The sequence below is a fragment of the Pseudomonas chlororaphis genome (assembly GCF_001921865.1).
In the GTDB taxonomy this organism is placed as follows: Bacteria; Pseudomonadota; Gammaproteobacteria; order Pseudomonadales; family Pseudomonadaceae; genus Aquipseudomonas; species Aquipseudomonas chlororaphis_D.
The window spans coordinates 1-23,265 of sequence record NZ_MSCT01000004.1; the positions used below are offsets into that span (position 1 = coordinate 1).

23 protein-coding genes and 2 pseudogenes are annotated in these 23,265 nt (G+C 64.9%); 6 read left to right on the forward strand and 19 right to left on the reverse strand.

Annotated elements, in window-relative coordinates:
* The 12 genes and pseudogenes from BTN82_RS01975 to BTN82_RS02030 all read right to left on the reverse strand — a co-directional run.
* Positions 1–810 (reverse strand): annotated as a pseudogene (locus BTN82_RS01975) (hypothetical protein); the annotation flags it as partial.
* Positions 794–1,486: an outer membrane lipoprotein carrier protein LolA gene (locus BTN82_RS01980; RefSeq protein WP_075117509.1), complete on the reverse strand. Its 693-nt coding sequence runs from the start codon at positions 1,484–1,486 to the stop codon at positions 794–796. The gene BTN82_RS01980 and the pseudogene BTN82_RS01975, both read right to left, overlap by 17 nt.
* Positions 1,483–1,908: an acyl-CoA thioesterase gene (locus BTN82_RS01985; protein ID WP_075117510.1), complete on the reverse strand. Its 426-nt coding sequence runs from the start codon at positions 1,906–1,908 to the stop codon at positions 1,483–1,485. The genes BTN82_RS01980 and BTN82_RS01985 overlap by 4 nt, the downstream gene beginning before the upstream one ends.
* Complete coding sequence (gene hutH, locus BTN82_RS01990; RefSeq protein WP_075117511.1) at positions 1,901–3,445, reverse strand: histidine ammonia-lyase; 1,545 nt, start codon at positions 3,443–3,445, stop codon at positions 1,901–1,903. Before hutH ends, BTN82_RS01985 begins: the two co-directional genes overlap by 8 nt.
* The gene (locus tag BTN82_RS01995) at positions 3,426–4,364 is read right to left on the reverse strand and encodes a glycosyl transferase (RefSeq protein ID WP_075117512.1); all 939 of its coding nucleotides are present in this window, start codon (positions 4,362–4,364) and stop codon (positions 3,426–3,428) included. The genes hutH and BTN82_RS01995 overlap by 20 nt, the downstream gene beginning before the upstream one ends.
* A gap of 2 nt (positions 4,365–4,366) precedes the next feature.
* Positions 4,367–5,101 carry a glycosyltransferase family 2 protein gene (locus BTN82_RS02000; protein ID WP_075117513.1) on the reverse strand — a complete coding sequence of 245 codons (735 nt, stop codon included), beginning with the start codon at positions 5,099–5,101 and terminating at the stop codon, positions 4,367–4,369.
* Between the two features lie 110 nt (positions 5,102–5,211).
* A complete protein-coding gene (locus BTN82_RS02005) occupies positions 5,212–6,891 on the reverse strand; it encodes an acyl-CoA synthetase family protein (protein WP_075117514.1) in 1,680 nt (559 codons plus the stop codon).
* Positions 6,888–7,433, reverse strand: a complete 546-nt coding sequence (locus BTN82_RS02010) for a hypothetical protein (RefSeq protein WP_075117515.1) — start codon at positions 7,431–7,433, stop codon at positions 6,888–6,890. Before BTN82_RS02010 ends, BTN82_RS02005 begins: the two co-directional genes overlap by 4 nt.
* The gene (locus BTN82_RS02015) at positions 7,430–7,684 is read right to left on the reverse strand and encodes an acyl carrier protein (RefSeq protein ID WP_007926835.1); all 255 of its coding nucleotides are present in this window, start codon (positions 7,682–7,684) and stop codon (positions 7,430–7,432) included. Before BTN82_RS02015 ends, BTN82_RS02010 begins: the two co-directional genes overlap by 4 nt.
* 9 nt (positions 7,685–7,693) lie before the next feature.
* The gene (locus BTN82_RS02020; protein ID WP_075117516.1) at positions 7,694–7,954 is read right to left on the reverse strand and encodes a phosphopantetheine-binding protein; all 261 of its coding nucleotides are present in this window, start codon (positions 7,952–7,954) and stop codon (positions 7,694–7,696) included.
* Positions 7,929–8,744, reverse strand: a complete 816-nt coding sequence (locus BTN82_RS02025) for a lysophospholipid acyltransferase family protein (RefSeq protein WP_075117517.1) — start codon at positions 8,742–8,744, stop codon at positions 7,929–7,931. Before BTN82_RS02025 ends, BTN82_RS02020 begins: the two co-directional genes overlap by 26 nt.
* Complete coding sequence (locus BTN82_RS02030; protein WP_075117518.1) at positions 8,720–9,451, reverse strand: beta-ketoacyl synthase chain length factor; 732 nt, start codon at positions 9,449–9,451, stop codon at positions 8,720–8,722. The genes BTN82_RS02025 and BTN82_RS02030 overlap by 25 nt, the downstream gene beginning before the upstream one ends.
* Here BTN82_RS02030 and BTN82_RS30830 point away from each other — a divergent pair.
* Together BTN82_RS30830 and BTN82_RS02035 are read left to right on the forward strand one after the other, a co-directional pair.
* Positions 9,440–9,763 carry a hypothetical protein gene (locus tag BTN82_RS30830; protein WP_148169441.1) on the forward strand — a complete coding sequence of 108 codons (324 nt, stop codon included), beginning with the start codon at positions 9,440–9,442 and terminating at the stop codon, positions 9,761–9,763. The two genes, BTN82_RS02030 and BTN82_RS30830, sit on opposite strands and share 12 nt — an antisense overlap.
* A 1-nt stretch (position 9,764) precedes the next feature.
* Positions 9,765–10,535: a ParA family protein gene (locus BTN82_RS02035; RefSeq protein ID WP_075117519.1), complete on the forward strand. Its 771-nt coding sequence runs from the start codon at positions 9,765–9,767 to the stop codon at positions 10,533–10,535.
* A 108-nt stretch (positions 10,536–10,643) separates the two neighbouring features.
* On the opposite strand, the gene trxC is transcribed toward BTN82_RS02035, so the two are convergent.
* A complete protein-coding gene (trxC, locus tag BTN82_RS02040; RefSeq protein WP_075117520.1) occupies positions 10,644–11,078 on the reverse strand; it encodes a thioredoxin TrxC in 435 nt (144 codons plus the stop codon).
* Between the two features lie 225 nt (positions 11,079–11,303).
* Here trxC and BTN82_RS02045 point away from each other — a divergent pair, with 225 nt between their 5' ends.
* Both BTN82_RS02045 and BTN82_RS02050 read left to right on the forward strand, forming a co-directional pair.
* Positions 11,304–11,600: a type II toxin-antitoxin system HigB family toxin gene (locus BTN82_RS02045; protein WP_075117521.1), complete on the forward strand. Its 297-nt coding sequence runs from the start codon at positions 11,304–11,306 to the stop codon at positions 11,598–11,600.
* Complete coding sequence (locus BTN82_RS02050) at positions 11,597–11,998, forward strand: type II toxin-antitoxin system HigA family antitoxin (protein WP_075117522.1); 402 nt, start codon at positions 11,597–11,599, stop codon at positions 11,996–11,998. Before BTN82_RS02045 ends, BTN82_RS02050 begins: the two co-directional genes overlap by 4 nt.
* 4 nt (positions 11,999–12,002) lie before the next feature.
* On the opposite strand, the gene selO is transcribed toward BTN82_RS02050, so the two are convergent.
* The 5 genes and pseudogenes from selO to BTN82_RS31765 all read right to left on the reverse strand — a co-directional run.
* Entirely contained in the window at positions 12,003–13,466 is a 1,464-nt protein-coding gene (gene selO, locus BTN82_RS02055; RefSeq protein ID WP_075117523.1) for a protein adenylyltransferase SelO, read from the reverse strand.
* A gap of 48 nt (positions 13,467–13,514) precedes the next feature.
* Positions 13,515–16,865 carry a mechanosensitive channel MscK gene (mscK, locus tag BTN82_RS02060; protein WP_075117524.1) on the reverse strand — a complete coding sequence of 1,117 codons (3,351 nt, stop codon included), beginning with the start codon at positions 16,863–16,865 and terminating at the stop codon, positions 13,515–13,517.
* 35 nt (positions 16,866–16,900) lie between these two features.
* Positions 16,901–18,643 (reverse strand): potassium/proton antiporter, encoded by a 1,743-nt coding sequence (locus BTN82_RS02065; RefSeq protein ID WP_075117525.1) that lies wholly within the window; start codon positions 18,641–18,643, stop codon positions 16,901–16,903.
* A gap of 197 nt (positions 18,644–18,840) precedes the next feature.
* Positions 18,841–19,713 carry a methyl-accepting chemotaxis protein gene (locus tag BTN82_RS31760; RefSeq protein WP_410002780.1) on the reverse strand — a complete coding sequence of 291 codons (873 nt, stop codon included), beginning with the start codon at positions 19,711–19,713 and terminating at the stop codon, positions 18,841–18,843.
* Positions 19,696–20,466, reverse strand: a pseudogene (locus tag BTN82_RS31765) (MCP four helix bundle domain-containing protein); the annotation flags it as partial. The pseudogene BTN82_RS31765 and the gene BTN82_RS31760, both read right to left, overlap by 18 nt.
* Positions 20,467–20,746: 280 nt before the next feature.
* On the opposite strand from BTN82_RS31765, the gene BTN82_RS02075 reads away from it, so the two are divergent.
* Entirely contained in the window at positions 20,747–20,977 is a 231-nt protein-coding gene (locus tag BTN82_RS02075) for a hypothetical protein (protein ID WP_075117527.1), read from the forward strand.
* Positions 20,974–21,276, forward strand: a complete 303-nt coding sequence (locus BTN82_RS02080; RefSeq protein WP_075117528.1) for a cell division protein ZapA — start codon at positions 20,974–20,976, stop codon at positions 21,274–21,276. The genes BTN82_RS02075 and BTN82_RS02080 overlap by 4 nt, the downstream gene beginning before the upstream one ends.
* 104 nt (positions 21,277–21,380) lie before the next feature.
* Here BTN82_RS02080 and BTN82_RS02085 read toward each other — a convergent pair whose 3' ends face one another.
* Complete coding sequence (locus BTN82_RS02085; protein WP_075117529.1) at positions 21,381–23,183, reverse strand: acyl-CoA dehydrogenase; 1,803 nt, start codon at positions 23,181–23,183, stop codon at positions 21,381–21,383.
* Positions 23,184–23,265 lie beyond the last annotated feature (82 nt).

Here is a 23,265-nt window from a genome sequence, read left to right on the forward strand (position 1 = left end):
CAGCAACAGCAGCAGGAGAATGCCGGCGGTGGCGCCGCCGCCGACCCAGGTGATCTCGCGGGTCGCCTGCTGCTGGCCGTTGGCGGCGTAGAGCAGGCCGCTGGCCGCCAGCAACTGGACGTCGGCCCGGGCGGCCTGTTCGCGGCTGTTTTTCAGCAGTTCGGCGACCTGCAGCGGCAGGTTCATGTCGAAGGCGTTGCCGGTGGTGAGCGCGCGCAGCAGCACCCAGCTCTTGCCGTCGGCCTCGGCGATCAGCGCGCCGCTACCGACGTCCAGTTGCACCGCGCCGCGTTGCGGCTGGCTGTTCTGGATGCGGCCGGTCAGGCCCAGCCAGTCGTCCTGGCTCGGCACCAGGCTGAAACCGCCGAAGGGGTCGAACAGTGCCTGGACGCGCTGCTGGATAAACGCCGCGGGTTGTTCGACCAGCTGCTGGCGGTCGGCGGCGGAAAGCATCGCCAGGCGCCCTTGCAGCAATTGCGCCCGCAACGCCGGCAGGTCGGCTTGCAGGTTCCACTGGACCTTCTCGAACAGCCCGCTGGCTTGCCACTGCTCGCCCAATTGGCGGGCCATGGCGATGGCCTGCTCGCGCTCGGCGTGGCCCACCAGCACCAGCATTTCGCGGTTCAGCGGTTCTTGCATGCGCTGTTCGGCCTTGAGCTCCAGGGCATCGGGGGCGGTGCCCGGTACCAGCTCCATGAGGTTGGCCGACAGCGGCGCGCCGTGGCGCCATTGCCAGCCGGCCAGGGCCAGTACGGCCACCAGCAGGAGCAGGAACAGGCGCGGCCAGCCGCGTTCACTCGGCAAAATCATGCTGCTCCGCATCGCTCAAAGGCAGGTTGCTGACACTGTCGTGCATAGTCAGTACGGTGCTGTCGCCCTGGGTTTCCAGCAGCTCGATACGCTGTACCAGTTCGCCGCCGTCGATGTTGATCTGGTCGAACACCTGCTTGAGCAGCAGCGAGCGCGGGGTCAGGGTCAGTTTCCAGTGCTGCGCATCGCCGCTCAGGGCCAGCTCAAAGTCGCGTTGCAGGCCGCTGCTGTCGCCTTGCAGCACGGCGAGGAACAAGCGGTTCTGCTGCGCCCCGGCGCTCTTGTTCGGCAGCATTTGCCAGCTGCTGGCGTCGCGCCGGGCGATGCCTTGGGCGCTGATGCGGTAGTCCTGTTGCAGCGGGGTTTTCAGCAGCCACAGCAGGCCGTGGTTTTTCGCCAGGACGAAACGGCCCTTGCTGGTCAGCGGCTGGGGCAGGGCGCGCAGGCGTTTTTCCTGGACGAAGCCGCCGTGGATCACCTCGGGTTTGGCCAGTTGCTCGCTGAGCTGTTGCAGGTCGAAGGCCTGGGCCAGGCCAGAAGTAGCCAGCAGCGCGAACACTGTAGGAGCGAGCTTGCTCGCGAAAAACCGCAGGGCGCCGCGGGGTGTCAGGTGACCTGCGTAAAGGTTGGCGATTTTCGCGAGCAAGCTCGCTCCTACAGGAAGCGGACGCGTCATGGCAGTGATCTCTCGACGGCATCCACAAACACCTTGGGCGAAGCCAGCTGCATCTCGCGGCTGGCGATCTCTACCGCCACCTGCACCGAGCAGGCGCGGGTCAGGCGTTCGCCGCTTTCCAGGTCGCTGATCAGGTAGTTGATCTTCAGGCGGTTTTCCCACTCCACCAGGCTTGCGCGGACGTTGAGCTTCTGGCCGAACACCGCGCCGCGCACGTAGCGCAGTTGCAGGTCGATCACCGGCCAGGCGTAGCCGGACTCGAGCATCTGGTTGTAGTTGTGGCCGAGCTTGTCGAGCAGGGCGCAGCGGGCCACTTCCAGGTACTTCACGTAGTGCCCGTGCCAGACCACATGCATGGTGTCGACGTCGAAAAACGGCACCTGGATCTCGGTGTCCGCGTGCAGCACGCCCCGGCTACGCATGCAGCCTCCAGTGTTGTGCGGAGATACGTTGCAGGCACAGGCGCAGCTCGCCTTCCAGGGCGCGGTCCTCGATCACCGGGGCGAAGTCCTTGGCCAGTTCGGCGTGCATGGCGGCCAGGGCTGGCGGCAACGGCCGCGCCGCGTCGGCCTGGCCGCGCAGCCAGACGCCTTGCTGGGCGGCCAGCAGGGTCGCGGCGGCGACCTGCTCGGTCAGCTCCAGGGTGCGCAGCGCATCGCGGGCGGCGATGGTGCCCATGCTCACCTTGTCCTGGTTGTGGCATTCGGTGGAGCGCGAGAACACGCTGGCGGGCATGGTGTTTTTCAGCGCTTCGGCGGTCCAGGCGCTGGCGCCGATCTGCACCGCCTTGAAGCCGTGGTTGAGCATGGCGCGGTCCGCCGGGGCGCCCGACAGGTTGCTCGGCAGGCCGTGGTTGTAGCGCTCGTCCACCAGCAGCGCGAGCTGGCGGTCCAGCAGGTCGGCGACGTTGGCCACCAGGTTCTTCAGGCTGTCCATGGCGAAGGCGATATGCCCGCCGTAGAAGTGCCCGCCGTGCAGCACGCGTTCGGCTTCGGCGTCGATGATCGGGTTGTCGTTGGCGCTGTTCAGCTCGGTCTCGATAAAGCCGCGCAGCCAGCCCAGGCTGTCGGCCAGCACGCCCAGCACATGGGGCGCGCAGCGCAGCGAGTAGCGGTCCTGCAAACGGTGCAGCGGCGCGGTCGGGGCGTCGATGGCCAGGTCCTGGCGCAGCCAGGCGGCGACCTGCATCTGCCCCGGGTGCGGCTTGGCGGCGAACAGGCGCTCGTCGAAGTGCTCCGGGTTGCCTTGCAGGGCGACCACGTTCAGCGCGGTGATGCGCGTGGCCAGTTGCAGCAGGTAGTCGGCGCGGGCGAAAGCCAGGCAGGCCAGGCCGGTCATCACCGCGGTGCCGTTCATCAGCGCCAGGGCTTCTTTCGGGCGTAGCACCAGCGGCTCCCAGCCCAGTTCGCGGTGGACCTCGGCCGCGCCGCGGCGCTCGCCGCGGAACATGACGTCACGCTCGCCGGACAGGGTCGCGGCCACGTAAGACAGCGGTGTCAGGTCGCCGCTGGCGCCCACCGAGCCCTCCTCGGGAATCAACGGCAGGATGTCGTGGTCGAGGAACGCTTGCAGGCGTTCCAGCAGCTCCACGCGCACCCCGGAGACGCCGTGGCACAGCGACTGCAAGCGCGCCGCCAGCACCGCGCGGGTGGCTTGCGCGTCCAGCAACTGGCCCAGGCCGCAGCCGTGGAAGGTGTACAGATGCCGCGGCAGTGCCTCGACGTGCTGCAGCGGCACCGCGACCACGCAGGAGTCGCCGTAGCCGGTGGTCACGCCGTAGATCACGCCTTCCTTGTCCAGCAACGAGTCGAGGAACTGCGCGCCCTTGGCGATGCGCTCGCGGAAGGCGCGGTCGCCCTGCAATTGGCTCGGCGCCCGACGGTTGGCCAGGGCCAGCACGTCTTCGATGCGCAAAGGGAGTTCGCCGAAGGTTACCGGCTCAAGCGGATGCGTCGTCATCGGTCTTCCAGAAAGGGTAAAAGTTGAACCATTGTTGGGGCGCTTCGAGGCAGTACTGGCCCAGGCGTTCGGCGTAGCGGGCGGTCCACTGGGCGATCACCTGCTCGCGGTCGCTGCGCTTCCACGCCACGGCTTCGGCAAAGGGTTCGAGGATCACGCGGTAGCGGCCGTCGCGCTTCAGGCACAGCAGCAGGTTGACCGGGCATTTCAGCAGCCCCGCCAGCAGCCACGGGCCCTGGGGGAACGGTGCCGGGTGGCCGAGGAAATCCACCCGCACGTTGCGCCCGCCGTGCAGCGGCACGCGGTCGCCGGCAATCGCCAGCCATTCGCCGCGGTCCAGGCGCTGGCTGAGTTGCAGCATGATCGCCGGGTCCAGCTCGCTGACCTGGATCAGCCGCAGGTTGCTGGCCCCGGCCTCGCCCAGCAGACGGTTGAAGCGTTCGGCGTGCTTGGTGTGCACCAGCACGTTCATGGTGACCTTCTCGCCCAGCTCGGCCAGGGCCCGGCAGACTTCGAGGTTGCCCAGGTGGGCGCCCACCAGCATCTGCCCGCGGGCGCCGCGCAACTGGTCGCGCAGCAGGGCCGGGTCGACTATCTCGATCTGTTCCAGGCGCAGCTTGCCGTTCCACACGTCGAGCTTGTCCAACAGCGCGTCGGCGAACGCCATGAACTGGCCGAACACCCGCCAGTGGCTGGGGCGCAGTTCGGCCTTGCCGCTCCATTGCGCCAGGCGCTGCTGGTACAGCCAGGCGCTGGCGCGGGCACTGCGGCCGAACAGGAAGAAGTAGAACACGATGACGTACAGCACCGGGCTCAGCACTCGGCGCCCGAGCACGCGCACGCCGAAGGCGGTGAGCTTCATCAGCCAGAAGCTGCCGCGCTCCTGGTGTTCGGCCCAGTGCTGTTGGTCTTGTTGCATTGTCATGCCTGCCACCGTCGCCAGAGGATCAGCGGCGCGCGCAGCAACATGCCGAAGAACAGCCTGGTGTGCATGCCGGAAATCAGCGCGTTGTCATGGAACAGGCGAAAGTGCGACAGGCCGTCCTGCGGGTAGTGGACCTGGGTCGGTAGCCAGCGCATCGGCTGGTTGCGCCAGGCCAGGCGCACGAGGATTTCCGGGTCGAAGTCCATGCGCTTGCCGAGTTTCACCGAGTCGATCAGGGCCAGGGTCGGCGGCAGCGGGTAGACGCGAAAACCGCACATGGAATCGGGGATCTGTAGCGACAGGCTGTTGATCCAGACCCAGACGTGGGTCAGGTAGCGCGCGTACAGGCGGCCCTTGGGCACGCTGGCGTCGTACTGCGGGTAACCACAGATCAGGGCGTCGGGATGGGTCCGCGAGTGGTCGATGAAGGCTTCGACGTCGCGCAGGTCGTGCTGGCCGTCGGCGTCCACTTGCAGGGCGTGGCTGAAGCCCAGGCGTGCCGCTTCGCGCAGCCCGGCCATGACCGCGCCGCCCTTGCCCTGGTTGACTGCGAGCTTGACCAGGAACACCTGCTCGCGCTCGGCCAGGTGCTCCAGCACGGCGGCGCAGGCCGGGCTGCTGGCGTCGTCCACCAGCACGCAGGGCAGGCCGCTGGCGAGCAGCGCGTCGACCACCGCCGGCACGGCGGTTTCGTGGTTGTAGACCGGGATGACCGCGCAGGGGTTATGCATCGGTGGTGGCCTTATCGCGAGCAAGCTCGCTCCTACAGGATTTGCGCAGGCCCTTGTAGGAGCAAGCTTGCTCGCGATCGAGCGCGCAGCGCTCGCCGAGGGCCAACAACTTATCCACAGGCGTTCTCCAGCAGAATGCGGCCGCTGGAGCAGGCGGCGGTGGCGTTGCGATAGGCGAAGTACAACTTGCCGCGCTCGGCATCGAAGCGCAGGTGCAATTGCACCTGATCGCCCGGCCGCACCAGTTGCTGGAACTTCAGCACTTCCATGCCGGCAAAACGCCCCGGCAAGGCGAGCAACTGCTGGCCCAGCGCCAGGGCCCAGTCCACCTGCACCACCCCCGGCAACACCGGGGCCTGGGGGAAGTGGCCGCTGAAATAGGCCAGGTCCGGCGGGATCGCCAGTTGCAGGCTCCACTCGCCCTCGGTTTCGAGCTGCTCCAACACTTCCGGCGCCTGCGGACGCGGGGCCAGCAGCAGGGCGTCGACCTCGGCCTGGGGCAGCTTGCCCTGATTGTTCAGCGGCAACTGCCGCAGCAGGCGCCAGCGACGGGGCAGGGCCAGGGTTTCGCAATGCTGGCTCAGGTGCTGGCGCAGGGTTTGCGTCAGTGCCCGGCGGCCCTGGTTGCGCAAGGCGTGCAGGCCTTGCTCGCTAAGGACCAGCAGCGCGCCGAGGGAGGCGCGGTTTTCCCGGACTACGCCCAGGCGTGCTTCGGCGACCCAGGCATGTTCGGCCAGGGCCTGTTCGAGCATGGGCAGGGAAATGCGTTTTTCTTCCAGCTTGACGATCCGGTCCAGGCGTCCGAGCAGCTCGAAGCGCCCGTCGGCGGCGATGCGCACGGCATCGGCGGTGTGTTCGACATGCCCGGCCGGCAGGTAGGGCGAGGCGATCAGCAAGGCGCCGTCACGGTCCTGGCTCAGCTCGACCCCGGCAAAGGCCTGCCACAGGCTGTCGCCCTGGCGCCAGGCGATGCCGCCGGTTTCCGAACTGCCGAGGATTTCCGTCGGCCACTGCTGCAGGCGCTGCCGTAACAGTTGCGCGGCTTCGGCGGGCAGGGCGCCGCCGGAGGAAAACACCCGGCGTACCGGGCCGAGGGCCGGCCAGTCGAGGTTGTCGCCCATGCGTTTGAGCAACGCCGGGCTGGCGACCCAGGCGAAAGCCGGCTGTTGGCGGCTGGCGCGTTGCAGGTCTTCCGGAAACGGCAATTGGCGCCGCACGAACGCGCGCCTGGCGCAGAGCGGCCAGAGCACGCGGAACAGCAGGCCGTAGATATGTTGGGTGGCGACGCTGCCAATGATGCAGGCCTGGCCCAGGCCTTCGCCCCACAGCTGCTCCAGGGCCTCGACTTCGTTGGCCAACTGGCGCAGGGATTTGTCGATGCGCTTGGGTTCGCCGCTGGAGCCGGAGGTGCACAGGCTCAGGCGGCAGGCGTCGAGGTCGAGCGCGGCGGCGGGCAACGGCGGCTGCTCGAAGTCGCCCAGGCAGGCGTCGCCGGGTTGGTCGGTCAGCCATAGATCGACCTGGGTCGACCAGCGTTGCCGGGTCTGCGGTTGCAGGTCGGCGGGCAACAGCACCTCGACCCCGGCGCGCCAGGCGCCGAGCAGGGCGACGGCCAGCTCGGCGGCGTCTTCCAGGTGCAGGGCCAGGCGCTGTACGCCCTGGGCCCGCAAGCCCGCGGCCAGGCTCAGGGCCTGGCGTTGCAGGGTGCTGTGATCGAGTGCCGGGTCGAGCGCGACGGCCCGTTCCGGCAACGACTTGAGCAACAGTTGCTCAAGTTTTATCCAATTCATGCGCGGCCTCGTACGCGTTGTCGTAACAGCCATTCAATGGCAAACAGCAAACCCATCAGCCCGTAGGCGATCAGGCCGTTGTACAACGTCCACCAGCTCAGCGGCGCCCACAGGGTCAGGGCGGCGGCGAGCAATCCGTTACAGAGGAAAAACACACTCCAGGCGACGGTCACCTGGCGGGTATAGCGAATCGCTTTTTCCGGCAGCTCCGGCTCGCTCAAGCGGGCCAGGCGTTCGGCCACCGGCGGGCCGTATTTCAGGCTCAGGCCGAACAGCGCGAGCATGAAGCCGCTGATCAACACCGGGTACCAGCGCAGCAACGCCGGGCTGTCGAACAGCGCCAGCAGCAGGCAGAAAAGCAGGGCGGCGAGCGCCATCCACAGGCTGCCGGGCCGCCGCTCGCCGGTCAGCGCCCGGGCCAGCCACAGGCCGCCGAGCAACAGGCCGAACTGCCATGGAGCGAAATGCTCCATGCCGAAATACACCGCGAAGGGATACAACAGGCCCGCCAGCAGCAGGCCAAGGCCGACCAGACGGCTCATGCGGCCGGCTGGACCAGACGATAGACCGCCTCGACCACGTCGTTGACGGTCCGCACCGACTTGAATTCCTCGGCGGCGATTTTCTTGCCGGTCTTGCGCTTGATGTGGTCGATCAGGTCGACGGCGTCGATGCTGTCGATTTCCAGGTCCTGATACAGGTTGGATTCCAGGCTCACGCGTTCCGGTTCCAGTTCGAAGAGTTCCACCAGGGCATCACGCAGGGTGTTGAAGATGTCGTCACGAGTTTGCATGGTCCGGTCTCAAGCTGCCTGTTTTGCAGTGACGAACGCCGCGAGGCTCGCCACGTTGGAGAAGTGGTTGCGGGTGTCCTTGGCGTCGGCGTCGATCTTGATGCCGTAGCGTTTCTGGATCGCCAGGCCCAGTTCCAGGGCGTCGACCGAATCCAGGCCCAGGCCCTCACCGAAGAGCGTCTGCTCGTCGCCGATGTCGTGCACGCTGATGTCTTCGAGGCCGAGGGCGTCGATGATCAACATTTTAATTTCCTGGTGCAGATCGCTCATCTTCGGCGAGCTCCTTAATGAAGTAATGATGCAAATAATCGTTGAGCTTGCGCGAGGCCTGGGGGGCGGGGCCCTGGTCGGCAAAGACGTTCGGGTCTATATCGGCGCCGACGCGGAAACTGAAGTGCACGCGGCGCAAAGGGATGCGATACCAGGGCTCGGCCTTGGTCAGGGTGGTCGGGCTGACCTTGATGACCACCGGGGTGATGATTCTCGCACCCCGCAGGGCAATTGCCGCGCCCCCCCGATGAAAGGCCGGCGCCTCGCCTGGCTGGGTGCGGGTGCCTTCGGGGAAAATCACCAGGGTCTGGCCGCCGCGCAGGGCTTCGCCAGCGGCGTCGAGCATGTCCATGCTGCCGTCGTTGCTGATGTATTCGGCTTCGCGGACTGGGCCGCGGGTAAAGGGGTTCTGCCACAGGCTCTGCTTGACCACGCAGTTGGCGTTGCGCACCAGGCCGATAAGGAACACCACGTCGATCAGCGACGGATGGTTGGCGATGATCATCTGTCCGGGGCGGCCGAGCCGGTCCGCGCCCTGGACTTCATAGGTCAGCACGCCGCTGCGGGCCATGAACCGGATGAACAGCCAGAACAGCCGGCTGATGGTTCGGCGCGCGCGCTGGCGATGGGCTTCGGCGTCGCCGGGCAGGCAGGCGAGCAGGGGGAACACCGCCAGGCGCAGGCACAGGCCGCCGAGGCCGAACAGGGCGAAGCTCAGCGCCGTGGCGACCAGGCGCCAGTAATAGGCGTCGCGAGGTTTCGCGGTTACCGGTTGCGTTGCCAGTTCCATACACGGTTCTTCCAGGCATGTTGGCAAAAAGTCTGCTCGCCGAGCAGGGTACGCAAGAGATTCAAGGCATGGGGCCAGTCGGCTGGCGGTATTTCCCCGGTAGCCGTACCGAGGCTCAGTTGCCACTGCGTGCCCGGAGTCAACAGCAGGCCCAGCGCATAGGGAAACGGAACGTCGTCGATCCAGCGGGCATAGGCGGCGGGGGGCTGCTCTTCGGCGATCACCAGCAGCACCGCCGGCGCGCCTTCGGCAAGCAGGGCCGCGGCCTCTAGCAGGCCGTGTTCGAGGCCGTCGCGAGCGGCGGCGAGGGCGGTCATTTCGCTGGTTTCGCCGCGCATGATCGACCACAGGCCGATCACTGCGTTGTGCACCGAAAGGCTGAACTGGGTCGGCGACAGCGGCTGTTCGGCCGCCAGGTCGCTGAGAATGTCCAGGGTCCGCGGCGTTTCGCCATGGCGGGAAATAAAGACCAACGGTAGCTGTTCCAGGCCTTCGGCCAGGGGCCAGCCGACGCTGAACGCCATGCGGGCCAGGCGGCTGAGGCGCCGGCGCTGCATGGCCGGGAGAAACGACACGTCGGGGGCCGCATCGCTGCTCTCAAGCACGACCGGCTGTCGGCTCCAGGCCTGCCAATCGTCCACGCTTTCGAGCCCAGGGGCCCACGCGCGCCATTGGGCGATGTTGAAGTTGATCACTTGAAGATTCATCCCGCCCCTGCGGGCTTCCTTGACGTGTCAGGCGTGCAGGGAGCTACAGCCGAGTGGCGCGCATTATCCCGGTGTGTCTGGCTTGTAGCAAACATTGGTTACGTTTTACCCAGTGAAAATGGCAAATTCGACAGCATAAAGATGTCTCTTGGCCATTATTTGCCGGAGCAGACCGAAACCACGGAAAACGCCAGCGGCCCCGAGCTGTTTTTCCAGCCCGCGGCCCTGACTCGTCAGTCTGTGGCTGGCAAGGTAGCGAAGCAGCGCTACTCACTACTACACTCGGTGATCTTTGATGCAGGGAGGTTCTGACATGCGGCGCGTGGTGTTCAATCAGAAGGGCGGGGTCGGCAAATCCAGCATCGCCTGCAATCTGGCGGCCGTGAGCGCCAGCGAAGGGTATCGCACCCTGCTGGTGGACCTGGACGCCCAGGCCAACTCCACTCAATACCTCACCGGGCTGACCGGCAGCGATATCCCGATGGGGATCGCCGATTTTTTCAAGCAGACCTTGTCTTCCGGACCGTTCTCGAAGAAAAACCAGGTCGATATCTACGAAACGCCGTTCGATAACCTGCATGTGGTAACGGCCACCGCGGAACTGGCGGACCTGCAGCCCAAGCTTGAGGCGAAACACAAGATCAACAAGCTGCGCAAACTGCTGGATGAGTTGGCCGAAGACTACGATCGGATCTACCTGGATACGCCGCCGGCCTTGAACTTCTATGCGGTTTCGGCGTTGATCGCCGCCGATCGCGTGTTGATTCCCTTTGACTGCGACAGCTTTTCCCGGCAGGCGCTGTATGGCCTGCTGGCGGAGATCGAAGAGCTGAAGGACGACCACAATGAGGACTTGCAGGTCGAAGGCATCGTGGTCAACCAGTTCCAGGCCCGCGCCAGCCTGCCCCAGCAGATGCTCGACGAACTGATCGCCGAAGGCCTGCCGGTCTTGCCGGTGTACCTGGCCAGTTCGGTGCGGATGCGCGAGTCCCACCAGGCCAGCCTGCCGCTGATCCACCTCGACCCCCGGCACAAGCTGACCCAGCAGTTCGTCGATTTGCACAATCTGCTGGAAAGCGCCTGACCCTGCTTGTCGCGATGATGGCCTGACACCTGGCAGCGGTGTTGGCTGTCAGGCCTTTATCGCGGGTAAGCCTCGCTCCTACACGTCCAGGCGATTCTGCAATGACCCTCAGATGCCCTGGCTGCGCAACCAGCTCATCAACTGCGGTAACGGGAAGGCGCCACTCTGGCGTGCCACTTCCCGGCCGTTCTTGAACAGGATCAGGCTGGGAATCGAACGAATCCCCAACTGCGCCGACAGTTGCTGATTGGCCTCGCTGTCGAGCTTGGCCAGGCGGCACTTGCCCGCCAGTTGCGCGGCGGCCTGCTCGAAGACCGGCGCGAAGGATTTGCACGGCCCGCACCAATCCGCCCAGACATCCACCAATAGCGGCAGGTCGCCTTTGATCTGGCTGGCGTAGTCGCCCTGTTTCAGCTCGAAGGGCTGGCTCAACAGCACCTGGCCCTTGCAGCGCCCGCATTTGGGCGCATCGCCCAGACGCTCGGCGGGGATGCGGTTCAAGCCGTTGCAATGGGGGCAGGGGATCAGCAGTGGGGCGGGCATGAGGGGCTCCTGGATAAGGGGTCGATGGCTTCGATCTGGAGTCTGTGGGCCGGTTTATCAAGCTGTCGCATACGCTCATACATCTTTGCGCAGTCATCGCCTGCTCGGTTCTAGGCTGATGAGAGGCGATGCCTCAGGCCCATTGGTCTGGATGCATCTATAGCAACTTGCGATAAGTTGCTTCACCCTCTAGGCTGCCATAGCAGTATGCGATAGGGACTTTGCATGCGTGTAATCACGGCTAAACGAATTTGGGATGCTAAGGAAAAATGGCCACACTCGGCCAAGGCACTGGATGACTGGTATCGCGCGCTCAAGCGCAATCGGCTGGCGGATTTTTCTGCCATGAGGGCAATGTTTCCAGCAGTGGACAAGGTCGGACCGTTCCATGTGTTCGATATCGGCGGCAATAAGATACGGGTGATTGCGTTGGTCCGTTACGCCACGCAAAAGCTCTTTATCCGCCATGTGCTGGACCATCGAGAATATGACCGGGGCAAGTGGAAGGAGGATCGAGGATGAGTGCGTTGATCAAGCAAGTGGCCGAACACTGGGAGTTCGTTGCGCCGTTGCTGCGTAAACCGAAAACCGAGGCTGACTACGACCAGTTGGTCGAGGCCCTTGACGAGTTATTGGATCTGACCGGGGAAGACGAAGCCCACCCACTCAACAGTCTGGTGGACATCATCGGCGACTGGATCGAAGCCTACGATCTTGAGCATCGCCCGATGCCGGTTGCCAGTGGCGTGGATGTACTGCGCTACATGATGCGCGAACACGGCCTGACCCAGAGCGACCTGCCCGGCGTCGGCGCGCAGTCGGTGGTCTCGGAGGTCCTGAGCGGCAAGCGCCAGCTCAACCTGCGGCAGATCCGCTGGCTGGCCGAGCGCTTTGGCGTCTCGGTGGAAACCTTTATCTGAAGGCTCAGGAAGAACAGCTGATTTCCAGATGCTTGCCCCATTCCGGCGGGCGCTCGGCGTAGCTGTCCATGCCGGGTTGCTGCTCGAACGGTTGGCTCAGCACCGCATGCAGGCGGCGCACCTCGGAGTAGTCCCCTTGTTCGGCGGCATCGATGGCTTTCTGCGCCAGGTAATTGCGCAGGACGTACAGCGGGTTGACCGCATGCATGCGGGCGCGCCGCCGTTCCTGGTCGAGGTCCGGCTCGCGGGCGACGCGGGCCAGGTAGCGTTCGGCCCAGCCGTCGAAACCCTGCCGGTCGACGAAGTCGTCGCGCAGGCGGGCCACGGCCAGCTCCGCCGGCTCGTCGCCCAGGCGGCGGAAGAACAGGCTGTAGTCCACGCCGCTGCCCTGCATCAGTTGCAGCAGGCGCTCCAGCAGTTGCTGGTCTTCGTCTTCGGCGGTGGTCAGGCCGAGGCGGCGGCGCATCAGGTCCAGGTAATGGGCCTGGAACAGCGGCAGGAACAGGCCGAGGGTTTCGCGCAGGGCATCGACGCTGATGAACGGCGTCAGCGCCTGGGCCAGGGCGCTGAGGTTCCACTGGCCGATCGGCACCTGATTGCTGAACGAGTAGCGGCCCTGGTCGTCGGAATGGTTGCAGATGAAGTTCGCGTCGAAGTCGTCGAGGAAGGCGAACGGCCCGAAGTCGAAGGTGATGCCCAGGATCGACATGTTGTCGGTGTTCATCACCCCATGGCAGAAACCGTAGGCCTGCCATTTGGCGATCAGTTCGGCGTTGCGCTCGACGATTTCGCGGAACATCGCCAGGTAGGGTTCCGGCTGCTCCAGGCACTCGGGAAAATGCAGGGCCAGCACATGCTCGCCCAGTTGCTTCTGCTGCTCGGGGCGCTTGGTGTAATAGAAGTACTCGAAGTGGCCGAAGCGGATATGGCTGGGCGCCATGCGCAGCAGCATGGCCGCGCGCTCCTGTTTTTCGCGCCAGACCGGGGTGTCGGAGCCGATCACGCACAGCGCCCGGGTGGTGGGAATGCCCAGGGCGTGCAGCGCCTCGGAGGCGAGGAATTCGCGGATCGACGAACGCAGCACGGCGCGGCCATCGCCCATGCGCGAGTAGGGCGTCTGGCCGGCGCCCTTGAGGTGCAGGTCCCAGTGCTCGCCGGCGGCGTTGTACACCTCGCCCAGCAGCAGCCCGCGGCCGTCGCCCAATTGCGGGTTGTAGGAGCCGAACTGGTGCCCGGAATAGACCATGGCCCGCGGTTCCGCTTCGGCCCACAACTTGTGCCCGCCGAACAGTTCGGCGAATACCGGGCTTTCGGCGACGTGCGGGTCCAGGTCCAGCAGCGCCATGGCGGCCGGGCTGGCCACCACCAGGCGCGGACGGTCGATCGGCTCGGGCAGCACATGGGTTGAGAACGCGTCGCCCAGGCGGGCGAAGCGATTGTCGAAGCTCAGTTCGTCGAGGGCTTTCAACGGCCATCTCCAGCAAAATGTCCGAGCATTCTGCTAGGGATAGCGGCCTTAGTCGAGCTTGGCGGGCGGCGGTTCCGGCAGCGCTTTGCCGTCGGCCGTCGCGACGACGGTCTTGGCCTCCGCTTCGATCGGCACCAGCTTGTATTCCTGGCCGTGGAGGTTCTTCAGGTAGACCTCCATCTGGCGGAACGAGATGTTGATGTGCTGCTTCTTGAACTCGCGGTTGATGAAGCGGTTGACCTCGTCGATCACTGGGTTGCGGTCGCCCAGTTCGCGCACGTGCATGCGCAGTTCGTGGTCGAGGGTGCTTTCGCCGAAGTTGAGGAAGTACACATGAGGCTCGGGTTCTTTCAGTACCCGCGGGTTCTCGCGGGCCGCCTTGAGCAGCAGTTCCTTGACCAGGTCCAGGTCCGAGCCGTAGTCGACGCCGAGCTTGAGGGTCACCCGGGTGATGGTGTCGGTCAGCGACCAGTTGATCAGTTGCCCGGTAATGAAGGTCTGGTTCGGGACAATGATGTCCTTGCGGTCGAAGTCGGTGATGGTGGTGGCGCGGATGCGGATCTTGCTCACCGTGCCCGACAGGTTGCCGATGGTGATGGTGTCGCCGATCCGGACCGGGCGCTCGAACAGGATGATGATGCCAGAGATGAAGTTGGCGAAGATCGCCTGCATGCCGAAACCCAGGCCCACCGACAGCGCCGCCACCAGCCATTGCAACTTGTCCCAGCTGACGCCGAGGGTCGACAGGGTCGAGACGAAACCGACGCCGGCGATCACATAGGACAGCAGCGTGGTGGTCGCGTAGGCGCTGCCCTGGGCCAGGTTCAGCTTGGACAGCACCAGCACTTCCAGCAGGCCGGGCAAGTTGCGCGCCAGGGCGAAGGTGATGCCGACGATGATCAGCGCGCCGAGCATGTCGCCGATGCTGATGGGCACCATGCTCATGTTGGCGCCGGTGCCGCTGGTGTATTCGTAGAGGGTGACGTTGTCCAGGTAGGAGAAGACGCTGATCAGGTCCGACCAGGCCCAGTACAGCGCGGCGATGAAACCGCCGAGCAGGGCCAGGCGGATCAGGCGCAGGGACTGTTCGTTGACCTTCTCGATGTCCATGGTCGGTTCTTCGACCACCGCCTCGCCGTCTCCGGATTCCCGGGCGGCCTGGCGTTTGCTCAGAGCCCGCTGGTAGGCCAGGCGCCGCGCGGCCACGGCCAGGCCGCGGACGAAGGTGGCTTCGATCACCAGCCAGAGCATCAGCAGGTACAGAGTGTTGATCAGGCGGTCGCTGAGTTTCAGCGCGGTGTAGTAGTAGCCGAAGCACACCGCGACGAACAAGGCGATCGGCAGCACGGTGAACAGCACCGCCACCGCCTTGCGGAACAGCGAGGCATTCTGATGGGTCGGGCTGCTCAGCAGCAGGCGGCTGAGCAACCAGGCCATCAGCGCGTAGCAGGTCAGCACCACGCCGATGCCGAGCACGTCGTCGGCCAGCGCCGCCGGTTGATGCTCGGCCACGGCGACCACGGCGACCAGCGCCATGACCACCAGCCCGAGGCGTCGGACCCAGCCCTGGAGGAACTCGACCTGGGGTTTTTCCCAGCGGAAATGCAGTTCGGCCACGCCGCCGGGGGCCAGGGTCCGATAGGCGGTGTAGAACACCAGCCAGGCCTGGGCCATCTGCACCAGCGCCGCGCCAAGGTTGGCGTTCTGCCCGCGGGCGTCGATCTGCAAGGCCAGGCCGCAGAGCGCCAGGCCCAGGGCGACCGGCATCGCCAGCAGGATGTTGATCAGGATCGCCTGCGGCGTGTGCCACTGGCTGTCGCGCTTGAAGTGGCCGATGTCCTGGTGAACCTTGTTCAGGCGTCGGTACAGGTGCTTGCGCCGCCACAGCAGGGCGGCGATCAGCAACAGCAGGGGCAGGAACAGCAGCGGCCGTTGGGTCAGGCCGTCAGCCAGTTCGCTCAAGCTGGACGACCAGGGCAGGGTGACGACCTGTTTTTCCATGCGCAGCGGCACCGCTTGCAGCCATTCGAGGTCCAGCGGCTTGTTGCTGGGAATCCAGAACATCTGCTCGTCGAGGGTCGCGCGCAGGCTCTGCGAAGTGCTCAGCAGTTGCTTCTGGTTGAGCTGCAAGGTGATGGATTCGTTAAGCAGCGCGCTCAGTTCGCGGCTCAGGCGCTCCAGCAGGTCGGCGCGGGTGATGGCCAGGTCCAGCAGGGTCTTGCGCAACTGCGGCGTGACCTGCTCGGACGGTTGGGTGGCCAGCAGGTTTTCGACATAGCTGCTGGGGCTGCTGATCAGCTCGCGTTGCTGGTTGATCTCGAACTGGTACAGGCGGATGTCGGCGATCTGGTCGGCCAGGTCGCGGTCGAGCCGCAAGTGCGGTAGCGCCTGCTTCTGCTTGTAGAGGATCTTCGACAGCAACAGGCTGCCCTTGAGCACGTTGATCTGCTCGTCCAGGGTGGCGTCGCTCTGGGTCACGCTGTCGAGTTGCTGCTTGGTCTGCAGGTTCTGCTGGGTCAGCTCGTTGAGGCGGTCGGTGCTTTTGAGCAGGTAGTCGGAGAGCTTCAGGTTGGCCGCGCTCTCGGTGGCCAGCAGGCTGCTACTACCGGCTTTCTGCGCTTCGATCGATTGCTGGGTGACGGTTTCCTGGGACTGGGCCAGGCGCTTCTGGTTGATCAGGGTCTGCAGGTCCTGGATTTCCTGTTCCAGGCGCGCGGTCTTTTCCATCAGCAGGTCGTGCTGGCTGTTGCCCAGGTCCTGCAACTGGTTGTTGCCGGCCAGCTCCTGGCGGCGCAGCGGGATCAGCGCATTGATGGCCGCGAGTTCGGCATTGAGCTGGTTGCGCTGGTCGGCGGTGATCGGCTTGCCGGCGTCCTTGCCGATCTTGAGGATCGTGTTGATCTGCTGGGTGCGGGTCTGGCTGCTGCTGATCTCGGCCTGGGCGCGCTCGGGCCGGGTCTGCGCGGTAATGGTCAGGCTGTTGGCCTCGGCCAGGGCCTTTTGCAGCTCGCCCTGCTGGGTGGTGCGTTCGGTCAGCAACTGTTCGAGCTGCGACACCGGCAGGCTGGCGTAGCGCTGGGCCACCGGCACCACCTTGGTGGCTTTCAGGCGGGCCAGTTCGCGCTGGTTTTCGCTGGTCTGGCGCGGTGCGCCGTTGAGCTGTTGCTTGAGATCGCTCAGGCGCTGCTGGTAATCCTGCTGGTTCGACAGCTGCGTGAGGGTCTGTTGCAGCACCGCTTGCAGGGCCTTCTGATCGGCCTCCGGCAATTTGCGCTCGGCTATTTTATCCAGGCTCTGCTGGACGGACTCGGCGCTGGGCGGTTCGGCCGCTTGCAGTGGGCCGACAGAAAGACTCAAGCCCAGCAGGGCAGTGGCGATAAGGGTACGCAGGGTTGGCATAGAGACCGGTCGAGCAGGATGAGAAAAAAGGCAGTTTAGAGGAAGAGCCCGGGGCCCGGGCGACTTCCTTCGGGGAATCTGACGCCCACTTTGCTGATCTTGTTCCCGTCCATCACGGCAACTGTCCAAATGGTCGCGTTCCATTCCACCTGGTCGCCGACCACTGGCGCGCCCCCGACTTTCTGGGTGATGAAACGGCCGAGCGGCATCTGCGGATCGACCCCTTCGAGCTGGAGCCCGTACAGGGCTGAAACCGCGCCCAGCTGGGCGTCGCCCTCCAGTACGAAGTCGCCGAAGAAGCGCAGATCCAGGCCCCGTTGCGGGGCCTGGCTGAACAGTTTGCCGAGGGCGGAAAGGTTGTGTTCATGGCCGATTACGCACAGCAAATCATCGACTTCCAGCACCGTACTACCCGACGGATGGAGTAATTGCTGACCGCGAAACAGAGCAGCGATACGCGTGCCTTCGGGCATTTTCAGCTCGCGCAGCGCCGCGCCGATGCACCATTTCTCCGCGCCGAGGCGGTAGACGAACAGCTCCCACTCGCTGGTGACGTGCACCTCCAGGGCGGCCCGGGAAATCGGCGCCGGCTCCGGCGGTACCGTGACCTTCAGCAGCTTGGCGATCCACGGCAGGCTGGTGCCTTGCACCAACAGCGACACCAGCACGATGAAGAAGGCCAGGTTGAAATACAGCTGGGCCTCGGGCAGCCCGGCCATCAACGGGAACACCGCGAGAATGATCGGCACCGCGCCGCGCAGGCCGACCCAGGAAATAAAGGCTTTCTCGCGGCCGTGGAAGGCCTTGAACGGCAGCAGGCCGACCATCACCGACAGCGGCCGGGCAAACAGAATCATCCACAGCGCCAGGCCCAGCGCCGGCAGGGCGATGGGCAGCAGGTCGTGGGGCGTGACCAGGAGGCCCAGCACCAGGAACATGCCGATCTGCGCCAGCCAGGCCATGCCGTCGAGCATATGCAGGATGCCGTGGCGGCTGCGCACCGGGCGGTTGCCGATCACCAGGCCGCACAGGTAGACCGCGAGGAAGCCGCTGCCGTGCAGGGCGTTGGTCAGGGCGAAGATCAACAGGCCGCCGGCGATCACCAGGATCGGGTACAGGCCGGTGGCCAGGTTGATGCGGTTCACCAGTTGCAGCATCAGCCAGCCGCCGCCGAGGCCGATCAGGCCGCCGATGCCGAACTCGCGCACCAGGTGCCCCAGCAGGCTCCAGTGCAGGCCGGTCTGGCCGCTGGCGAGCATGTCGATCAGGGTCACGGTGAGGAACACCGCCATCGGGTCGTTGCTGCCGGATTCGATCTCCAGGCTGGCGGTGACCCGTTCGTTCAGGCCCTTGCCGCCCAGCAGCGAAAACACCGCCGCGGCATCGGTGGATCCGACGATGGCGCCGATCAGCAGGCCCTGGATCAGGTTCAGGTCGAACAGCCAGGCAGCCACCATGCCGGTCAGGCCGGTGGTGATCAGCACGCCGACCGTGGCCAGCGACAGGGCGGGCCACAAGGCCACGCGGAAACTCGAGACCCGGGTGCGCAGGCCGCCGTCGAGGAGGATCACCGCGAGCGCGAGGTTGCCCACCAGGTAGGCGGTCGGATAGTTGTTGAAGATGATGCCGCCGCCGTCGACGCCGGCCGCCATGCCCACGGCCAGGATGATCACCAGGATCGGGATGCCCAGGCGGGACGAAAGTGAACTCACCAGAATGCTCGCACCTACCAGCAACGCGCCGATCAAGAACAGGCTGTTGATGGTCGTCGCATTCAAAGGCAGTACTCCAGAAGCGTAAAAGGCGGGCACAGACTGACCATGCAGTCTGCGTGCCAGCGATTCTAACCTGTTGAAATACGATGCTGTCAAAGAGCTTTTTGCGCCTGTTTGCAGGCGGCAAAAAAACGTCGCCGGCCGCCGACGGAATCCATATGGCTCCGTGGTGGCCGGCGCAGGCGACGGTGAGCGGGGTGTTACAGGGCGAATCGCGCCACCATGCCGTTCAGGTCCACGGCCAGGCGCGACAGTTCGTGGGCGGCATCGCTGGTCTGGTTGGCGCCGGTGGCCGATTGCACCGACAGGTCGCGGATGTTCACCAGGTTGCGGTCGACTTCGCGGGCCACCAGGGCCTGCTCTTCGGCGGCGCTGGCGATGACCAGGTTGCGCTCGTTGATTTCGTTGACCGCGGTGTTGATGGTGTCCAGGGCTTCGCCGGCGCCACGGGCGATGCTCAGGGTCGAGCCGGCGCGCTCGGTGCTGGTGCGCATCGACTCGACCGCGTGTTCGGTGCCGCTCTGGATGCTGCCGATCATGCGTTCGATTTCGCTGGTGGACTGTTGGGTGCGGTGGGCCAGGGCGCGTACCTCGTCGGCCACCACCGCGAACCCGCGTCCGGCGTCGCCGGCCCTGGCTGCTTCTATCGCGGCGTTCAAGGCCAGCAGGTTGGTCTGGTCGGCCAGGCCGCGGATCACGTCCAGCACTTTGCCGATGTCCCGCGACTCTTCGGCCAGTTCGCTGATCATGTTGGCCGAGCTCTGTACTTCGCTGCTCATGAACTCTATGGCGTTGACGGTTTCGAGTACCAGGTTGCGGCCTTCGCCGGCCGATTGCGTGGCATCGCTCGAGGCCTCGGCGGTGCTTACGGCGTTGCGCGCGACTTCCTCGACGGCGCAGGTCATTTCGTTGACCGCGGTGGCCGCCTGTTCGATTTCGTTGTTCTGCTGGGTCAGGCCGTGGGCGCCTTCGTCGGTGACGCTGTTCAACTGTTCCGCGGCCGAGGCCAGCTGGCTGGCGGAGCCGGAAATATGCAGCAGGGTCTGGCGCAGTTTTTCCTGCATGGTCGCCATGGCCTGGAGCAGGCGCCCGGGTTCGTCGCGCCCGGCGACTTCGATGGCCTGGGTGAGGTCGCCTTCGGCGATGTATTCCGCGGCATGCAGGGCATTGGCGATGGGCCGGGTAATGCTGCGGGTCAGCAGCCAGGCGAACGCCACGGTCAGAGTGGTGGACAGCACCAGCAGGACGACCACCAGATTGAACGCCGACGTGTATTCCTCGGCGGCTTGCTGGTTGGCCTCCTGGGAGCGCTGGCTGTTGATCTGGACCAGCAGGTTCAGCACCTTGTTGATCTCGCGCGAGTTGCTCATCAGCTCGTTGTTGAGCATCTGCTGCAACTCGTCGAGGTGGTTGTTGCGCGACAGGTCCTTGACCCGCTCTTCAAGCTGGCGGTACTCGCCCAGCAGCTTGAGGAAGTGCTCGTAGGCTTCGCTTTCCTCCGGGCTGCTGACCAGTTTTTCATAGGTTTCGCGGGTCTTTTCCACCGCCTGGTTGCCCTGTTCGAGCGATTCGCGGGTCTTGGCCTGCACCTCGGGGCCGCGGTTGACCACCAGGCGATAGGACAGCACTTGTAGCCGCAGCATCTGCTGCGTGAACTCGTCGATGCTCTGGATGCTGGGCATGTTGTCGGTGGTGATGGTGGTGGTCGCCGCGCGAATCTTGCTCATCTGGTTCAGGGCGAATATACCCAGGCACAACATCAGGCCGCCGATGAAGGCAAAGCCGAGAAACGCCCTCGGCGCGATGTTCATGTTGCGAAGAGACATGGGGGTCTACCTCAAGTGTGCGCAATCCCTGCCGCGGTGGTTGATAGGCTCCCCTGACCTATCGCGCGCAGAAATGGATTCTTGAAGCAGGGGCGCGAGTTTCAGAAAGTTCTGATGAACGACGAAGTGTCAGGAACCAGAAAGGCGAATGGCAGTCTTTAAAGCTCGCAGGCAAGGTCGCCCGCCAGGCATATCAAGGCGTTGCGCCGGGATAAGCCTGGTATCCGGGGTGACTTTTCTTTATCGTACGCGCCCTTTGAAAAACGCTCGGAAAATCAAAATGTTGGAAGCATCCCTAAGCCAGTTGGAACAGCTTGTCGGTGACCTGGTGCAACAGAACCAGGAATTGTCGGGCACGAACGAAACCCTGAAGGCAGAACTGGCCCAGGCCAAGGATGAGAACGAAAGCCTGCAACTGAGCCTGATGGAACAGGAAGAGAAGCAAGGTGCCACGGCGGCCCGTATCCAGGCCCTGGTCGAGCGCGTCAGCGCAGGTCCTGTCGGCGCATGAGGCAGGGTGTCGACGGAGTCAAGGTCGTCTCGATTCTCGGCGAGGACTACTCGATCAAGGCGCCGGCCGGGGAAGAGCAAACCCTGCTGGATGCTGCGTTGATGTTGAAGGCCACCCTGGCCGAGACCAAGAAGAAATACCCGACGCTGATTGGCGACCGCCTGCTGGTACTGGCGGCGATGAACCTGTGTTCCCAGCAGCTGGAAATGCAAAAGCGCCACAAGCAGGAACTCGACCGTTACCAAGAGCAAGTCAGCGCCACGGTCGAGGTGATCTCCAAGACGATCAGCCAGAACTGACCGGGTTAAGCGCAGTCGTAGCGCGGTTGTATCAGGGGAGTCGTTATCGCGAGCAGGCTTGCTTCTTGTAGGAGCGAGCCTGCTCGCGATGCGGTTTCAGGGCTTCAGAACCACGCGTCCTGCATGCCCAGGCAGGTATCGTCCCGCGCTTCCAGCAAGGCCAGTTCGTGGTGGCAGGCCGGCACTTCCCAGGTCAGGAAGTACCGCGCCGCCTGCAGCTTGCCCTTGTAGAACCCCTCGTCCGCCGCATTACCCCGGGCCAGGCCTTCCTGGGCGCGGATCGCCTGCTCCAGCCAGCGCCAGCCGATCACCGCATGACCGAAGGCTTTCAGGTACAGCGCCGAGTTGGCCAGGCTGCTGTTGACCTTGCCCTGGGCCAGGTCGGCGAGCAGGCCGAGGGTCACGCCTTGCAGGCGCGCCACCAGTGTTTCCAGCGGTTGGCGCAGGGCGCTCAGCACGTCGTGGGCCCGGGCCCGTTCGCTGGTGTCGGCGATCAGGCGGATCAGTTGCTTGAGGCCGGCGCCGCCGTTCTGCGCCAGCTTGCGCCCCAGCAGGTCCAGCGACTGGATGCCGTGGGTGCCTTCGTGGATCGGGTTCAGGCGGTTGTCGCGGTAATACTGTTCCACCGGGTATTCGCGGGTGTAGCCGTGGCCGCCGAGAATCTGGATCGCCAGCTCGTTGGCCTTCAGGCAGAACTCCGATGGCCAGGATTTGACGATGGGGGTCAGCAGGTCCAGCAGTTCGTGGGCCTGCTTGCGCGCATCTTCGCTGGCCAGGGTGGTGGTGTCGTCGAACAGTCGCGCGGCATACAGGCCGAGGTCGAAAGCGCCTTCGACATAGGCCTTCTGGGTCAACAGCATGCGCCTGACGTCGGCATGCTGGACGATCGATACCGGCGCGGTGCTCGGGTCCTTGCTGTCCGGTAGGCGGCCCTGCGGGCGTTCGCGGGCGTATTCCAGGGAGTACAGGTAGCCGGCATACCCGAGCATCACCGCGCCCATGCCGACGCCGATCCGCGCCTCGTTCATCATCTGGAACATATAGCTCAGGCCATGGTGCGGCTTGCCTACCAGATAACCCACGCACTCCCCGTTATCGCCGAAGTTCAGCGCCGTGGAGGTGGTGCCGCGCCAGCCCATCTTGTGGAACAGACCGGCCAGCAGCACATCGTTGCGTTTACCCAGGCTGCCGTCGTCGTTGACCAGGAACTTGGGCACGATGAACAGCGAGATGCCTTTCACCCCGGCCGGCGCGTCCGGCAGCTTGGCCAGCACCATGTGCACGATGTTCTCCGACAGCGGGTGGTCGCCGCCGGAGATGAAGATCTTGTTGCCCTTGAGCCGGTAGGTGCCGTCCGCCGCGGGTTCAGCGCGGGTGCGGATATCCGACAGCGACGAGCCGGCATGGGGTTCGGTCAGGGCCATGGTGCCGAAGAAGCGCCCGTCGATCATCGGTTGCAGGAAGCGCTGCTTCTGCTCGTCGGTGCCGAAGCTTTCGATCAGGTTGGCCGCGCCCATGGTCAGGAACGGGTACGAGGTGGACGCCGCGTTGGCCGCCTGGAAGTGGGCGAAGCAGGCTTGGGACAACAGCGTCGGCAGTTGCATGCCGCCGGCCTCGAAGCTGCGCGCGGCATTGAGAAAACCGGCTTCGAGAAAGGCGTCGACCGCGGGTTTGACTTCCGGAATCAGGATCGCCTGGCCGTCTTCGTAACGCGGTTCGTTTTCGTCGCCCTTGCGGTTGTGCGGGGCGAAGAACTTCTCGGCGATGCTGCGCGCGGTGCCGAGGGCGGCGTCGAAGGTTTCGCGGTTGTGCTCGGCGAACCGCTCGCGCTGGGTCAGGCCTTCGGCATCGAGGACTTCATACAGCTCGAAAGCCAGATTGCGGGAACTGAGCAGCGTCTCGGACATGGCGGCCTACCTGTTTTATCGGGAATGCAGCGAGTCTAGGCGGGTGAATAAAAGCTGAATAGCAAGATTGATTGCGGTGATA

Excerpts from the sequence above, each read along its gene's own strand:
- BTN82_RS01980 (WP_075117509.1), bottom strand. The coding sequence starts at position 1,486 with ATGACGCGTCCGCTTCCTGTAGGAGCGAGCTTGCTCGCGAAAATCGCC.
- BTN82_RS01985 (WP_075117510.1), bottom strand. The coding sequence starts at position 1,908 with ATGCGTAGCCGGGGCGTGCTGCACGCGGACACCGAGATCCAGGTGCCG.
- hutH (WP_075117511.1), bottom strand. The coding sequence starts at position 3,445 with ATGACGACGCATCCGCTTGAGCCGGTAACCTTCGGCGAACTCCCTTTG.
- BTN82_RS01995 (WP_075117512.1), bottom strand. The coding sequence starts at position 4,364 with ATGCAACAAGACCAACAGCACTGGGCCGAACACCAGGAGCGCGGCAGC.
- BTN82_RS02000 (WP_075117513.1), bottom strand. The coding sequence starts at position 5,101 with ATGCATAACCCCTGCGCGGTCATCCCGGTCTACAACCACGAAACCGCC.
- BTN82_RS02005 (WP_075117514.1), bottom strand. The coding sequence starts at position 6,891 with ATGAATTGGATAAAACTTGAGCAACTGTTGCTCAAGTCGTTGCCGGAA.
- BTN82_RS02010 (WP_075117515.1), bottom strand. The coding sequence starts at position 7,433 with ATGAGCCGTCTGGTCGGCCTTGGCCTGCTGCTGGCGGGCCTGTTGTAT.
- BTN82_RS02015 (WP_007926835.1), bottom strand. The coding sequence starts at position 7,684 with ATGCAAACTCGTGACGACATCTTCAACACCCTGCGTGATGCCCTGGTG.
- BTN82_RS02020 (WP_075117516.1), bottom strand. The coding sequence starts at position 7,954 with ATGAGCGATCTGCACCAGGAAATTAAAATGTTGATCATCGACGCCCTC.
- BTN82_RS02025 (WP_075117517.1), bottom strand. The coding sequence starts at position 8,744 with ATGGAACTGGCAACGCAACCGGTAACCGCGAAACCTCGCGACGCCTAT.
- BTN82_RS02030 (WP_075117518.1), bottom strand. The coding sequence starts at position 9,451 with ATGAATCTTCAAGTGATCAACTTCAACATCGCCCAATGGCGCGCGTGG.
- BTN82_RS02035 (WP_075117519.1), top strand. The coding sequence starts at position 9,765 with ATGCGGCGCGTGGTGTTCAATCAGAAGGGCGGGGTCGGCAAATCCAGC.
- trxC (WP_075117520.1), bottom strand. The coding sequence starts at position 11,078 with ATGCCCGCCCCACTGCTGATCCCCTGCCCCCATTGCAACGGCTTGAAC.
- BTN82_RS02045 (WP_075117521.1), top strand. The coding sequence starts at position 11,304 with ATGCGTGTAATCACGGCTAAACGAATTTGGGATGCTAAGGAAAAATGG.
- BTN82_RS02050 (WP_075117522.1), top strand. The coding sequence starts at position 11,597 with ATGAGTGCGTTGATCAAGCAAGTGGCCGAACACTGGGAGTTCGTTGCG.
- mscK (WP_075117524.1), bottom strand. The coding sequence starts at position 16,865 with ATGCCAACCCTGCGTACCCTTATCGCCACTGCCCTGCTGGGCTTGAGT.
- BTN82_RS31760 (WP_410002780.1), bottom strand. The coding sequence starts at position 19,713 with ATGGCGACCATGCAGGAAAAACTGCGCCAGACCCTGCTGCATATTTCC.
- BTN82_RS02075 (WP_075117527.1), top strand. The coding sequence starts at position 20,747 with ATGTTGGAAGCATCCCTAAGCCAGTTGGAACAGCTTGTCGGTGACCTG.
- BTN82_RS02080 (WP_075117528.1), top strand. The coding sequence starts at position 20,974 with ATGAGGCAGGGTGTCGACGGAGTCAAGGTCGTCTCGATTCTCGGCGAG.
- BTN82_RS02085 (WP_075117529.1), bottom strand. The coding sequence starts at position 23,183 with ATGTCCGAGACGCTGCTCAGTTCCCGCAATCTGGCTTTCGAGCTGTAT.